Below are 14,472 nucleotides of genomic sequence, written 5' to 3'. Positions count from 1 at the left end.
GCTCGGCTCGGTGCTCCGGCCGGAAGTCACACCTGGACGGGACTGACGGTGCTCCGGCGTGGGCTGATCCGGACAGCGGCATGCCCGCCCTCGGCACCATCGTCGCCTGACCCACCGGATCGATGTCACCGCTCAGAGCGTGATGACTCTGAGGCATACCGCAGAGTCATCACGCTCTTTCGTGTCCGGGCCACTCCGACACGACACGCCGGGGGCGGCTAGAAGGCGTTGACGCCGGTGAGCGCGCGTCCGATGAGGAGCTGCTGGATCTGGCTGGTGCCCTCGTAGAGGGTGGCGACCCGGGCATCGCGCAGGTATTTGCCGACCGGGTACTCGTCGATGTAGCCGTACCCCCCGAAGACCTGGACCGCGTTGTTGGCCGACCGGACGGCGGCCTCGCTCGCGAAGAGCTTGGCCATCGACGCCTCGGTGGCGAACGGCTGGCCGCGGTCGATCAGGTCGGCCACCTGCCACACCAGCAGCCGGGCCGCGGCGGTATCCACCGCGATGCCGGCGAGCAGTTGCTGGACGAGCTGGTGACCGGCGATCGGCTTGCCGAACTGGGTCCGCTGCCCGGCGTAGCCGACCGCCGCGTCGAGGCAACCCTGGGCGATGCCGACGCAGCCGGCGGCGACCGACATCCGGCCCTTGGCCAGGGTGGCCAGCGCCAGGCGGAACCCGGCGCCCTCCGCGCCGAGGCGGGCCGCGTCGGGCACCCGTACCTCGTCGAAGCGCAGTTCCCCGGTGGCCTGCCCGCGCAGGCCGAGCTTGCCGTGGATCTCCCGCCGCGTCAGCCCGGGGCTGCCGGTCGGCACCAGGAACGCCGTGATGCCCCGGTGCCCGGGGCCACCGGTGCGGGCGAAGACCAGCGCCACGTCGGCGGTGGTGCCGTTGGTGATGAACGTCTTCGTGCCGGTGAGCAGCCAGTCGGTGCCGTCGCGCACCGCGCGGGTCCGCAGGGCGGCCGCGTCCGAGCCGCTGTCCGGTTCGGTCAGCGCGAAGCAGCCGAGAACGGCGCCGGAGCAGAGCCGGGGCAGCCACTCGGCCCGCTGCTCGACCGACCCGTGCGCGGCGATCGACTTCGCGACCAGGCCGAGTGAGACCGACACGATGCCGCGCACGGCCGAGTCTCCCCGGCCGAGCTCTTCCAGGACGAGGCAGTACGCGAGGTGGTCGCCCCCGGAACCGCCGTCGGACTCGGCGATGGTCAGCCCCAGAAAGCCCAGGTCGCCGAGCATGCCCACGATGGTCGGATCGACCGACTCACGGCGATCCCAGGCCGCCGCGTGCGGCACCAGCTCCCGGTCGGCGAACTCGGCGGCGAGCTGACGGACCGCCGCCTGCTCGGCGGAGAGGGTGAGCTCCATGACGCATAAACTAGCGGCGATAGTTTACGGCGTCCAGAGCGGACAGCGACCGACCGGCGGTCACCGATCGGAGGTCAGCCCGGCGTGCCGCTCGGAGGCGAACGCGCGGGCAAGCTCGGTGCGGGAACGGATGCCGAGCCGGTGGAACACGTTGCGGAGGTGGTGGTCGACCGTGCGGGTGGAGAGGAACATCCGGGCGGCGATCTCCCGGTTGGTGGCCCCCTCGGCGACCAGTTGCGCGATCCGCAGTTGCTGACCGGTCAACAGCCGCGCCGCGGGCAGGTCCGGCGGGCCGACCGACTCCCCGGCGGCACGCAGCTCCGCGGTGGCCTGCTCGGCCCAGCAACTCGCCCCGAGCAGGGTGAACGTCTCGCGGGCCTGGTGCAGGTGCCCGCGGGCGTCGCGCGGGCGCCGGCTGCGGCGCAGCTCCTGACCGAAGAGCAGCTCGGTGCGGGCCCGCTCGAACGTGCCGGCCTCCATCGGGTGCAACCGCAGCGCGGTCCGGAACTCCCGCTCGGCCTCGGCGCTACCCCGTGGCGCGAGCAGCGCGTGACACCGGGCGGAGAGTGCCCGGCGCAACGGGCTCACGGTGCTGCTGGCCCAACGGTCGAAGACGGCGAGCGCGGCGGTCGCCGCCGGTCGGTGCGCCAGATGGGCGGCCGCCTCCACCAGGTACGGGGTGGCCATCACCTGGACGAGGACCTGCCCCCGGCCGGTGCCGAGCCGGGCCAGCGACGCCAGTCGGTCCGCGGCCTCGACGTGCCGGCCGTCGACCAGGTCGAGAACCGCCAGCGCCCACCCGGCGAGCGCGTGCGGCCGGCTGCCCGGTGTCGGCGTCTCGCCGATCTCGCGGATCCGTTGCAGGCTGGTGGCCCGGTCGGCGCGGATGGCGGCCAGCACGGCGAGCATGCCCAGGTGGACGTTGGCGCAGTTGACCTGCCCGGTGGCGCGGGCGACCCGCAGCCCGGCACGGGAGGTCTCGGCCGCCGCCTCATGCCGGCCCAGCCAGTACTCGGCGATGGCCCGCAGCTCCAGCGCCCGGGGCAGCATGGACAACTCTCCCCGGTCCCGGGCCAACCCGACGGCGCGCTCGGCGAGCCGGTGCGCCGCGCCGTCCACGGCCACCACCAGGCCGGCGGCTGCCGCGCAGGTGAGCGCGGTCGGGGTCAGTGCCGGCCCGGTCAACCGGCCACCGAGCACGACGGCCCGACGCAGCGCCGGGCCGGCCCGCTCGTGGTCGCCCCGCAGGGTCGCGGCCACCCCGGCGACCAAGGAGGCCCTCAGCTCGATGCCCGGCGGCTCGTTCGGGCGCCGCAACGCCAGCGCCCGGCGCCCGACCTCGGCGTACCGGTACTGGTCACCGGCGAAGCAGACGGCCTCGCCGGCCCGCACCAGCGCGGCCAGGGCCAGGGCGCGGTCGGTGCCGGCCACCGCCCCGGCGGCGGCCAGCAACGTGACCGACGCACCCGAGGCGTCGTCGCACCGCAGTTCCAGCTCGCCACGGAGCAGGTCGGCGTGCCCACTGACGACCGGGTCCACGCAAACGGCGCGGAGGCGGTCGAGCAGCAGTCGGGCCTGACCGGGTTGGCCGGCCGCCCAGGCGTACCGGGCCGCGGCCAGCAGGCGGGCGGCGGCGCGGGCCGGTTCGTCGCTGAGTTCGGCGGCCCGGCACAGCGCCGCCGAGGCGATGGCCCAGCCGCCCTCCCCACCGGCCGCGGCCTGTTCCAGCTCGGTGGCCAGGGCCGGGTCGGTGCCCGCCGTCGCGGCGGCGAGGTGCATCGCCCAGCGCAGCCGCTGTCCCTCTGCGTCGAACACGTCGGCGAGCAGCCGGTGCGCCGCGCGGCGCTCCGCGAGCGGCGCGCTGGCCGCGACCATCGCGCGGGCCAGCGGCTGGGGGAACGTGACGCCGGTCGGCTCGACACGGACCAGGCCGACGACCTCCGCCGGGGCGAGCGCCTCGACGGTGGTCCCGGCGGCCTGCGCCGCCCGGATCAGGGTGGCCGGCCGCCCGTCCTCGTTGAGCGCGGCGAGTAGCAGCATCCGTCGGCTGTCCGCCGGCAACTGGTCCAGCCTGGCCCGATAGGCGCGGCCCAACGCGCCGTCGGCCGGCGGTGCGGTGGGCAGCGGCTCCTCTCCCCGCCATTGACCGGGACTGAGCACGCCGGCGAGGTCCACCAGGGCCTGCGGGTTACCGCCGCCGACCGCGGCGAGCGTGGACGCGACCGGCGCGGCGGGCCGCTCGGGCAGCCGGTCGGTGAGGACGGCGACGCTCTCGCGCTCGTCCAGCGGTCGGAGCCGGTGCGCCGGGATCCCGTCGACCGTCGCGGTGACGTCCGCGGTGAGCAGGACGGCGACCGGCAGGTGCCGCAGCCGGCGGGCCACGACGGCCAGCACCTGGGTGGTCTGCCGGTCGCCCCGGTCGACGTCGTCCATGGTGGCGAGCAGGGGGCGGTCCCGGGCGGCGGCGGCGAGCAGCCCGAGCACGGCCATCGACAGCGCCAGTTGGCGGTCAGCCGGACAGCCCTCTCCGGCCAGCGCCCGCCGCAGCAGGTGCCGCTGCTGCTCCGGCAGGGCGGCGGCCCGATCGAGCACCGGATCGAGCAGGCGCTGCAAGCCCGCGTACGGGAGTGCGGCCTCCTCGGCCAGGCCGGTCCCGGCGAGCACGGTGCATTGCTCGGCGTACCGGTGGGCGTAGCCGACCAGCGCGGTCCGGCCCGAACCCGGCTCGCCATGCAGCATCAGAGCACCACCGCCGTCGGTCACGCCATCGAGCAGGTTCCGGACAGCCCGGCACTCGTCGTCCCGACCGCGCAGCACGGTTATTTGCACTCTTGATGCAGTAACCATGCATTCAGTGTCACCTATCGGTAACCGAATGGAAAGAGGTGGGCGATATCGTGCCGAGCCGGTATCAGCCGGCCGGCGCCTCGGCCAGCAGGGCGCCCACCGTCCGGGCCATCACCGCGCGGGCCTGATCCACGCCCAACCCCAGGCCGTCGCACAGCATCGACCAGGCCGGCCACATGCTCGCCGCCACGAGCGCGTTGAGCAGCTGCCCCCGCCCCCGCCCGGCCTGCGCCAACTCGGTGGCGAAAAGCTCCTCGACCTCGTCCCGGACCCGGTCGATGTGCTTGAGCCGGTTGCGGTGCAACTGGTCGGAGACCGGCTCGCGCATCTGGGCGGCCCGCGCCGACGGCGCGATGAGCTGGAGCAGCCGGGCCCGTTGCCGGCAGTACGCGTCGACCCGCTTCGCCAGCGGCAGCCCGGACGAGATCGGCCGGTAGGCGGCGTCCTGCTGGCGGAGCACCTCGGCCCCGCTCGCCTCGAAGAGCGTCTCCATGTCCTTGAAGTTGGTCCAGAGCGTCCGCAACGAGATTCCGGCTCGATCGGCGATGCGTTCGCCGGTCGGCCGGAGGTCACCCTCGGAGATGAGCGCGAGGTGCGCCTCGACGATCGCCGCGCGAGTGCGCTCGGCCCGGGCGGTCCGCCCGTCGACCCGGACCGGGACCTCGACCGCGTCCATTCGCCCCCGCCCCTTCACCATGTCGTCCCCCGACGCACCGCCGAGTCTAGACAGGTGATGATCAGCGGCACCCGGGCGACCGCCGGCGCCGTCATCCGGCTCGACCGGTCAACGTGACGCCACCGTCGCAGGTGATGGTCTGTCCGGTGATCCAGGCGGCGTCGGCGGAGGCCAGGAAGGCGACCGTGCCCGCCACGTCCTGCGGCAGGCCAAGCCGCCCGAGCGGGTACCGCTCGGCGACCTCGTCCTCCCGGCCCTCGTAGAGAGCGGCCGCGAAGCGGGTCTTCACCACGCCGGGAGCGACGGCGTTGACCCGGACCGCCGGCCCCAGCTCCACGGCGAGGCTGGCGGTGAGGTGGTTGAGCGCGGCCTTGCTCACCCCGTAGAAGGCGATGCCGGGCGACGGGCCGAGCCCGGCCACCGACGATACGTTGACCACGCAGCCACCCCGGTCGGTCATGCCGGCGGCGCAGACCTCCTGTACCCAACCGAGCGCGGCGACCAGGTTGACGTCGAGGATCTTGCGCGCCGCCCCCAGGTCGAGCCCGACCAGCGGGCCGTGCACCGGGTTGATGCCGGTGTTGTTGACCAGGAGGTCCACCGGCCCGAACGCCTCGCTGACCTCCCGAACCGCGGCGGCCCGGTGCTCGGCGTCGTCAGCCCTCCCGGGTACGGCCACGGCGTACGCCGGCCCGCCCAGGGCGGTGATCGCCTCGGCCAACGCCTCCGGACGGCGGGCGGTCAGACCCACCCGCGCCCCCTCGGCCACCAACCGCTGGGCGATAGCCAGGCCGATTCCCCTACTGGCACCGGTGACGATGGCGACCCGATCGACAAGCCGGCCTGAATCTGCATTCACAGTGCAGATACTAGAAGCGGCGATCGGTGTCGGTCAACGTCCGGAGGGTCGATCGTGTCGCCGGTCACTGCGCTGGGTTGGCTGGCTGGACGCAGCCGTACGACCGGGCGTGGGCACGGCGATGTGCCGCGTGACCACGCCCGGTCGACTGCCGGGTCCGGGTGTCGTCAGGAGACGGTCGGTATCCCGTTGGCCGGTGGTGCCACCGGCGCCGCGCTGTACTCGCTGACCGGTCCGTCCCCCTCGTCGGTCTCGTACGTCGGCCCGAAGTAGCTCTGCACTCCCCCGCTCACCCGGGCCAGCCGCTGCCCGCCGTAGCCGGAGTGGTCGTCGGCGGAGAAGCGCAGCGGTGCCAGCCCGGGGCCCTGGAAGCCACCCTTCTGCACCGCCTCCAGCACCTTCTCCCGGGTGAGGTCCTTGCCCGCGGCGAGCAGCACCTGCACGAAGAGGTAGCCGACCGACATGCCGTAGACGGTGTTGCCGTCGAACGGCGCATCCCCGTTGTGCTCCTTGTTGATCCTCGTGAAGAGCTGGATCCACGGATTCGCGGTGTCGTTCTGCATCGGCAGGTAGTTGGTGCCGACCACGCCCTCCAGCAGCGGAGCGGCGGCGCCGAGCTGCTTGGCCAGGGTCGGGTAATCGGAGCCGACGTTGGACACCAGCCACTGCGGCTTGAAGCCCAGCCGCGCGGCGGTACCGATGGACAGCGCGGTGAAGCCGGGCACGGTGGCGAGCACGACGACCTGGCAACCGGCCGCCTTGAACGCGCCGATCTGCGGCGCCACGTTGGTGTTGCTGGTGACGTACGTCTGCTTGACCGCCACGGCCGTGGCGCCGAGCACCTTCTCCACGCCGACCAGGCTGTCCCGGCCGAAGTCGTCGTCCTGACCCAGGAAGCAGACCTTCTGGCCGGCCAGGTTCGCCTTCGCGTACGTGGCGAGGATCTTGCCCTCGACCGTGTAGTCCGGGTTGAACCCGAACGTGCCGGGATACTTGTCCGGCTGGTCCCAGCTGCGGCTACCGGAGGCGACGAAGAGGTCGGGCACCCGGTTGCTCTTGAGGAAGTCGAGCACGCCGGTGTGCGTCGGCGTACCGAGGCCGTTGAGGATGGCGAAGACCTTGTCCTGCAGGACGAGCTGGCGGACCACCTGCTGAGTGTTCGCCGGGTTGTAGCCGTCGTCCATGACCTTGTAGGTGATCTTCCGCCCGTGCACGCCGCCGTTGGCGTTGACGTAGTCGAAGTACGCCTTCGTCGCCGGGGCGATCTTGGAGTAGCCGGCCGAGGCCGGCCCGGTGAGCGGCATGTGGGTGCCGACGACGATCTCGCTGTCGGTGACGCCCGGCACCGATCCCCCGCCGGGACCGGAACCGTCGTCGCCGCTGCAACCGGCGGCGCTGATCAACAGGGCTATGGTGCTGGCGATCGCGAGACCGCGTCGTGCCGTACGGCGCATGGGAAACACCGACCTTTCTCGGTCCGGTTCTCAATCGAACGGTGTGGTGGTGGGGCGCCCGGCCGAGGCCGGACAGGGACAGCTCAGGACCGCCGGGCCGACCACCGGGCCAACAGCGCCCGGCCGAGACGCGACAGCAAACCCTGCACGCCGCCGGGTGCGGCGATCATGACGACGATCAGGGTGACTCCGAAGATCGCCAGCGGGAGGTTGCCCTCCAGCCGCTGCGCCACCGCGGGCGAGAGGGTGAGCAGCTCGGTCGCGGAGTGGGTGAGATCGGGCAGGGCAACCAGCAGGACGGCCCCCCACAGCGCGCCGGCGAGGCGACCGAGACCGCCGATCACCACGGCCATCAGGAGGAAGAGCGACAGGGTCAGCGAGAACGCGCCCGGAGACACGCTCTGCGCGAGCACCGCGAGCAGGGCGCCGCCGAGACCAGCCGTGGCGGCGCTGACCACGAACGCGAGCACCTGGGTACGGGCCACGTGGATACCGGCGAGGCGCGCGGCCACCTCGTCGTCGCGGACCGCCCGGAAGGTACGCCCGTACCGGCTGCGGATCAGGTTGGCCAGCAGCAGCAGGGCGAGCAGGGTGGCCGCACCGGCGAGCCAGAGCTGCCACCGCTCGTAGGGAAAGTACGGGCCGAGTGACATCGGCGGCGGCTCCACCGGCACCGACAGCCCCTGCTCGCCGTTGAAGACGCCGTCGAAGGTGACGGCCAGGGCCGGCACGACGACAGCCACGGCGAGGGTCACCCCGGCCAGGTAGGGGCCACGCAGCCGGGCCGCGGCGACGCCGACCACCGCACCGACCGCGACCGTGCTGAGCACCGCCGCGCCGAGCGAGAGCGGCAGCAGCCAGCCACCGGTCATCCCCCGGTCGGCGAACGCGTTCTGGCAGAGAGCCACGGTGTACGCGCCGGTGGCCATCAACGCGCCGTGCCCGAGCGAAAGCTGGCCGTTGAGCCCGGTGAGGACGGTCAACCCGGCAGTGGCGCAGAGGTAGGCGGCCACGGTGGCGAGCTGGAAGTTGCGGAACGGCTCGACGGCGTAGCTGACCCCGAGCAGCAGCAGCGCGGCGGCGAGCGCGAAGGCGAGGTGGCGCAGCAGGGTGGAGCCGCGCCGCCGGTCGACCGGACGGTCGCCGCCGCCAGTGCCTGCGCCGGCCAGGTTCCGCTGTGGCGGCAGGGCTGCCTGGGTGGCGCTCACACCCGCCTCGCCGTGACCGGAGCGAACAGACCGCCGGGGCGGACCAGCAGCACCGCCAGCAGCAGGACCAGCACCGCCAACGGCGTGAGGTCACTGCCGGCGTAGCCGCTGACATAGGAGAGCAGCAGCCCCACCACCAGACCACCGACCACCGCCCCCGGTGGACTGTCCAGCCCGCCGACCACCGCCGCGGTGAACGCCGAGACGAAGACCAGGTCCATCGCGTGCGGATGCAGACCGAGCTCGGTGGGGATGACCAGCATGGCGGCCAACGCGCCCACGCCGGAGGCGAGCGCCCAGCCGAGGGTCAGCATGCCGCCGACGTTGACGCCGAGCAGGCGGGAGATCTCGGGAGCGAAGGCCGCCGCGCGCATCCGCAGCCCGACCGCGGTCCGGGCGAAGAGCCAGGCCAGACCAACGACCACCGCCCCGATCGCCGCGAAGACGAACAGGTCGTACGGCGAGAGCACGGCGACCCCGCCCACGGTGAGGGCGGAGCGGCTGAACGGCGCGTCGGCGGGTCGGAACTCGCTGCCGTACACCATGCCCAGGACGGCCTGGATCAGCAGGACCAGTCCGAGCGCGACGATCACCGGGTTGAGCGGCGACGCGTGGTCGACGAAGCGCATCACGGCGCGGTCCACCAGTGCGCCGAGCACCAGTCCGGCGAGGATCGCGACCAGGAAACCCAGCCAGTAGGAGCCGGTCGACGCGGACACGGAGTAGGCGACGTACGCGGCGGCGACGGCCATCGCCCCCTGGGCGAAGTTGACGACCCGCGCCGCCCGCCAGATGAGCACCAGGGCGAGCGCGAACGCGGCGTACACCGCGCCCCGGGACAGGCCGTCGATGGTGAGGAAGACGAAGCGGTCCAACAGTCCTCCCTCCTGGGGGACGAGGTGGTGGTCAGAAACCGAGGTAGGCGTGTCGCAGGTCGACGTCGTCGCGCAGCTTGGCGGCCGGGGCGGCGATCACCACCCGGCCGAGGGCCATCACCACGCCCTGGTCGGCGACGGCGAGTGCGCTGCGGACGTTCTGCTCGACCAGCAGCACGGTCAGGCCGGTACGGTCACGCAACTGGCGGAGCAGGGCCATGGTCCGGGCGACCACTCGCGGCGCCAGCCCGAGCGACGGCTCGTCGAGCAGCAGCAGACGGGGTCGACCGACCAGCGCCCGGCCGAGCGCGAGCATCTGCCGCTCGCCACCGGAGAGCTGGTGGCCGAGGTGCCGACGCCGTCGGGCCAGCGGCTCGAAGAGCTCGTAGACCTCGTCGAGAGCACGGCCGGCGTCGGCCCGGTCGCGCCGCCACAGCCCGCCGAGCCGCAGGTTCTCGTCGACGGTGAGCTCGTTGATCACACCCCGCCCCTCCGGCACATGCGCCATGCCACGCCGGACGAGCTGCTCCACCGGTGTGCCGCGCAGGTCCTCCCCGGCGAGGAGGACCTGCCCGGCGGCCGGACGGATCATGCCGGAGAGCGCGCGCAGCAGGGTGGTCTTGCCGGCGCCGTTGGCGCCGACGACCGCGGCGATGGTGCCGGCTGGGACGGTGAGGTCGATGGCCTGCAGCACGGGCGCGGCACCGTAACCGGCCACCAGCCCGCGCACCACCAGCAGGTCCGGCTCACTCATGCCGCACCACCCTTCGTTCGCGACTGCGGGGCTCGCAAACCCGGCTCACTCCTCGCGCTCACGCCGCACCACCCTTCGTCGTCGCGCTCATGCCGCGGCCTCGTCGATGGCGGCCCCGAGATAGGCGTCGGTGACGGCCGGGTCGTCGCGGATCTCGTCCGGCGTGCCGGCGGCGATCACCCGGCCGAAGTCGAGCACCACGATCTCGTCGCAGACCGCCATCACCAGGTCCATGTGGTGCTCCACGAGCAGCACCGCGCAGGGGTCGGCGTCCCGCTGGGGAAGCTGCCGGATCAGCTCCGCCAGCTCGGTGATGTCGTCGGCGCCGAGGCCACCAGCGGGCTCGTCGAGCAGGAGCAGCCGGGGCCGGGCGGCGAGCGCGCGAGCCAGAGCGACCCGCTGGCGTACGGCGAAGGGCAGCGTGGTCGGCGCGGCGTCGGCGTGCCTGGCGATCCCCAGATCGTCCAGGATGTCCAGTGCGTGCTGGCGCAGCCGCCGCTCGTCGCGGTCGCTGCTGGGCAGACCGAGCAGCGCCGACACGAAGCCGGCCCGCGCGGTGTGTGAGGCGCCGATCATCACGTTCTCCAGCACCGTGAGCCCGGCGAAGAGGCCGGTCCCCTGCAGAGTCCGGGCGATGCCGAGCCGGGTCAGCCGGTGCGGCCGGGGCCGCAACGGTCTGTCGTCGAGGGTGAGCGAACCCGTCTCCGGCGTGACGAAGCCGCAGATCACGTTGAACAACGTGGTCTTACCGGCGCCGTTCGGCCCGATCACGCCCACCACCCGGTTGGGTGACACCCGCAGTGAGACGTCGTCGAGGGCGGTGAGGCCGCCGAACCGTACGCCGATGTGGTGCAATGCGAGCCCGCGCTCCATCACCCATCCCTCTGTTGTGGCGGGTGTTATTTACACTCGCAGTGTACGTTTCTCGGGTACCGCGTCAAGACCTTCAATACCTCGCCATCGGCAGGCGGACGGGGCGGCCGCCAGCGGCGACCGCCCCGGGATCGCGATCAGGAACTGGGGCAGGTGTTGCGGTACTCCTGGATCTGCGAGCCGCTCGGGCCCGGGCAGAGGAACTGCTCGTAGCGGGTGTCGTCGTCGACGAACCGCTTGAGCCAGGCCACCATCTGCCGGGCCGTCGGTGTGTTCACCGTCTGCGGGAAGAAGTGGCTCGCTCCGTTCAGCTCCAGGTACGCCTTCTCCGCCGAGGCCGGGATGCTGTTGTAGAACGGCTCCGAGTGCGACGAGACCGGCGCGACACTGTCGCTCTCGCCACCGATGATCAGCGTGGGCACCTGAAGCTCGGACCAGCTCTTGTCCAAATTCCATGGTGCGAGCGGCACCGCGGCCTGCAACGACGGCCGCGCCGACGCCGCCTCCAGACTGCCGCCGCCGCCCATCGAGTGGCCAGCCACCGCGAGCCGACTGCCGTCGATCCGGGTACGCACCGAACTGCGCTCGACCAGGTAGTCGACCGCGGCGAGGAGCTGACGGCCACGACTGTCCGGCTGGTCCAGCCGGCTGTTGGTCTCGATGCCGATCACCACGAAGCCGTGCGAGGCGATCCGGGGGCCGAGCCAGCTGATGCTGGACCAGGCCGCGGTGTAGCCGGGCGAGATGGCGATGGCGCCGAAGGTGCCCTCGCTGGTGCTGGTCGGGTAGTAGATGACGCCACCGCCGAAGCCGGTGACGCTCAGCGAGGACACGTTCTGCGAGGCGGTGGCGAACGGACCGCGACTGGCCTCCAGGATCGCGGTGGTCGGGTTGGGGCCCCTCTCGTACGGGCTCGCCGCCTGCGCGGCGCCGGAGCTACCGGCCAGGACGCCTCCGGCGACCAGGGTGGCGGCCAGCACAAGCCGGGCGGCTCGGGCTGCCATGGAACGGGGACGGGTGGTGGTTGGTGACGACACGTCGGGCACTCCCTAGAGTCGAGGGATATCGACGTGCGTCAGTTTTGGCCGCTGCGTCGGCCCACGCATCGGTGAAATCACCAGTCCCGCCGGTCGGCGTCCGCCCTATCCGGGGTCGGGACGCGGACATCGGCTGTGTTTTGGCCCTCTGACCAGGGGTAGGGATGCCATCGCCTGCTCGTAGACGCTCCATGGAGGGGTTCGTTCAGTGGATTCCAGCAAGCCCGCCGAGGCGGTCAAGAACGCCGTGAAGACCGCCTCAGACAAGATCGCCGACGCCCTGGCGCCAGATGTCCCGGGCGCGCCGGGCAGCGCCCCGCCACACGTCGAGGAGCCGACGACGCCGCGCGACCCGTTGCCGCCGAAGACGGAGCAGGGTGCCCCGCAGACCCGCACCCCGACCGGCGCGGAGACCGGGGCGCCGACGACCGCCAAGGGTCAGCAGGGTGCCTTCCTCACCACCTCGCAGGGGGCTCGGCTCCGCGACACCGACCACTCACTCAAGGCCGGATCACGTGGTCCGACGCTGCTCCAGGACCACCACCTGCGTGAAAAGATCACGCATTTCGACCACGAGCGCATTCCCGAGCGCGTGGTGCACGCGCGGGGCGCCGGAGCGCACGGCGTCTTCACCGCCTACGGCACCGCGGAGCGGGTGACCCGGGCCGGCTTCCTCAAGAAGGGGCGGGAAACCGAGGTCTTCGTCCGGTTCTCCACCGTGCTCGGCTCGCGCGGTTCGGCCGACACGGTCCGCGACACCCGCGGCTTCGCCACGAAGTTCTACACCGACGAGGGCACCTTCGACCTGGTCGCCAACAACATGCCGGTCTTCTTCATCCAGGACGCCATCAAGTTCCCGGACATCATCCACGCGGCGAAGCCGCATCCGGACCGCGAGATCCCGCAGGCGCAGAGCGCGCATGACACCTTCTGGGACTTCGTCTCGCTGCACACCGAGGCGCAGCACCTCACGCTCTGGAACATGTCCGACCGCGGCATCCCCCGGTCGTACCGGACCATGGAGGGCTTCGGCGTACACACCTTCCGCCTCGTCAACGAGGCCGGCGAGACGGCGCTGGTCAAGTTCCACTGGAAGCCCAAGCTGGGCGTGCACTCCCTGACCTGGGAGGAGGCGCAGATGCTCAGCGGCATCGACCCGGACTTCCACCGCCGGGACCTGTACGACGCGATCGAGGCCGGCGCGTTCCCCGAGTGGGAGCTGGGCATCCAGGTCTTCCCCGACACCCCCGAGGAGACCTTCGCCGAGATCGACCTGCTGGACCCGACGAAGATCGTGCCGGAGGAGCTGGCACCGGTGCAGCCCATCGGAAAGCTCACTCTCAACCGGACGCCGACGAACTTCTTCGCCGAGACCGAGCAGGTCGCCTTCCACCTCGGCCACCTCCCGCCGGGCATCGACGTCACGAACGACCCGCTGCTGCAGGGCCGGCTCTTCTCGTACGTCGACACACAGCTCACCCGGTTGGGCGGGCCGAACTTCTCCCAGATCCCGATCAACCGGCCACACGCCCCGGTCAACGACATGCTGCGCGACGGCTTCCACCAGCACGCCGTGCACGCGGGGGTGGCGCCGTACCGGCCGAACTCGCTCGACGGCGGCAATCCCTTCCCCGCCGGCGACGACGAGCACGCCTTCCTCGACGTACCGGTGACGGTCGCCGAGGCGCCCAAGGTCCGGGCGAACCCGGCCTCGTTCGACGACCACTTCAGCCAGGTACGCCTGTTCTGGCTGAGCATGTCGCCGGTCGAGAAGGAGCACATCATCCGGGCCTACACCTTCGAGCTCGGCAAGTGCTACCACCAGGCGATCAAGGAGCGCCAGCTCCAGTGCCTCGCGAACATCGACCCGGTGCTGTGCGCGCAGGTCGCCACCGGGCTGGGCCTACCCGCCCCGGAGCCGACCGTGCCGCTGGCCGACGTCACGCCCAGCCCCGCGCTGTCGCAGGTCGGCAGGGAGTGGCCGACCGACGGTCGCACGATCGGGATCGTCGTCGACCCCGACAGCGACCTCGACGGCGTCGACCAGGTACGCGCAGCCGTGTTCGAGGCCGGCATGGTGCCGCTGCTGATCGCCCCACACGGCGGCATGGTGGGCGGCATGCCGGTGCAGCGGACCTTCGCCACCGGCCGGTCGGTCGAGTTCGACGCGGTCCTGCTGGCCGGAGCGCCGGCACCCGCACCGGATGCCACCCCGGCCCGCGACGACAAGGCGGGTAGGCCACAGGCGGTGGCCGTGGATCCCCGCGTGCTGCTCCTCGTCGAGGAGTGCTGGCGGCACGCCAAGACGATCGGCGCCTGGGACGCCGGCGTCACCGTGCTGGAACAGGCGGGGGTGAGCGGCACTCCCGGCGTCGTCACGGCGGGCTCCGGCGTCGAAGCCCTGACCGCGGTGCAGCGGCTGATGGCCGCACACCGGGTGTGGGAACGGTTCCCCACCTCGGTCGCCTGACGCCACCAGCTATTCACCAGGGGCTGTCCTCCGCTCGTCGGAGGGCAGCCCC

Annotated in this window: 11 protein-coding genes; 1 reads left to right on the top strand and 10 read right to left on the bottom strand. The window is 72.3% G+C overall.

Features of this window, described 5'->3' with window-relative positions; genetic code table 11:
* Window positions 1-218: 218 nt before the first annotated feature.
* The 10 genes from OG470_RS24680 to OG470_RS24635 form a co-directional block, all read right to left on the bottom strand.
* Complete coding sequence (locus OG470_RS24680) at window positions 219-1,367, bottom strand: acyl-CoA dehydrogenase family protein (RefSeq protein WP_328415872.1); 1,149 nt, start codon at window positions 1,365-1,367, stop codon at window positions 219-221.
* Window positions 1,368-1,427: 60 nt separating this feature from the next.
* Window positions 1,428-4,214, bottom strand: coding sequence for a helix-turn-helix transcriptional regulator (locus OG470_RS24675; protein WP_328415871.1), 2,787 nt, complete (start codon window positions 4,212-4,214; stop codon window positions 1,428-1,430).
* A 64-nt stretch (window positions 4,215-4,278) separates the two neighbouring features.
* Complete coding sequence (locus OG470_RS24670; protein ID WP_328415870.1) at window positions 4,279-4,890, bottom strand: TetR/AcrR family transcriptional regulator; 612 nt, start codon at window positions 4,888-4,890, stop codon at window positions 4,279-4,281.
* 91 nt (window positions 4,891-4,981) lie between these two features.
* Entirely contained in the window at window positions 4,982-5,749 is a 768-nt protein-coding gene (locus OG470_RS24665) for an SDR family oxidoreductase (RefSeq protein WP_328415868.1), read from the bottom strand.
* A gap of 167 nt (window positions 5,750-5,916) precedes the next feature.
* Window positions 5,917-7,203 carry an ABC transporter substrate-binding protein gene (locus OG470_RS24660; protein ID WP_328415867.1) on the bottom strand — a complete coding sequence of 429 codons (1,287 nt, stop codon included), beginning with the start codon at window positions 7,201-7,203 and terminating at the stop codon, window positions 5,917-5,919.
* Between the two features lie 83 nt (window positions 7,204-7,286).
* A complete protein-coding gene (locus OG470_RS24655) occupies window positions 7,287-8,411 on the bottom strand; it encodes a branched-chain amino acid ABC transporter permease (protein WP_328415866.1) in 1,125 nt (374 codons plus the stop codon).
* Window positions 8,408-9,286 carry a branched-chain amino acid ABC transporter permease gene (locus OG470_RS24650; RefSeq protein ID WP_328415864.1) on the bottom strand — a complete coding sequence of 293 codons (879 nt, stop codon included), beginning with the start codon at window positions 9,284-9,286 and terminating at the stop codon, window positions 8,408-8,410. The genes OG470_RS24655 and OG470_RS24650 overlap by 4 nt, the downstream gene beginning before the upstream one ends.
* Window positions 9,287-9,317: 31 nt before the next feature.
* Complete coding sequence (locus tag OG470_RS24645; RefSeq protein WP_328415862.1) at window positions 9,318-10,040, bottom strand: ABC transporter ATP-binding protein; 723 nt, start codon at window positions 10,038-10,040, stop codon at window positions 9,318-9,320.
* 87 nt (window positions 10,041-10,127) lie between these two features.
* Window positions 10,128-10,913: an ABC transporter ATP-binding protein gene (locus OG470_RS24640; protein ID WP_328415861.1), complete on the bottom strand. Its 786-nt coding sequence runs from the start codon at window positions 10,911-10,913 to the stop codon at window positions 10,128-10,130.
* A gap of 137 nt (window positions 10,914-11,050) precedes the next feature.
* On the bottom strand, window positions 11,051-11,917 hold the full coding sequence (locus tag OG470_RS24635) for an alpha/beta hydrolase family protein (protein ID WP_328426582.1): 867 nt from the start codon (window positions 11,915-11,917) through the stop codon (window positions 11,051-11,053).
* 241 nt (window positions 11,918-12,158) lie between these two features.
* Here OG470_RS24635 and OG470_RS24630 point away from each other — a divergent pair, with 241 nt between their 5' ends.
* Complete coding sequence (locus OG470_RS24630) at window positions 12,159-14,420, top strand: catalase (RefSeq protein ID WP_328415859.1); 2,262 nt, start codon at window positions 12,159-12,161, stop codon at window positions 14,418-14,420.
* The last annotated feature ends 52 nt before the right edge of the window (window positions 14,421-14,472 follow it).

This window comes from Micromonospora sp. NBC_00389, assembly GCF_036059255.1.
Classification (GTDB): Bacteria; Actinomycetota; Actinomycetes; order Mycobacteriales; family Micromonosporaceae; genus Micromonospora.
This window is presented reverse-complemented; position numbering and strand designations above follow the sequence as displayed.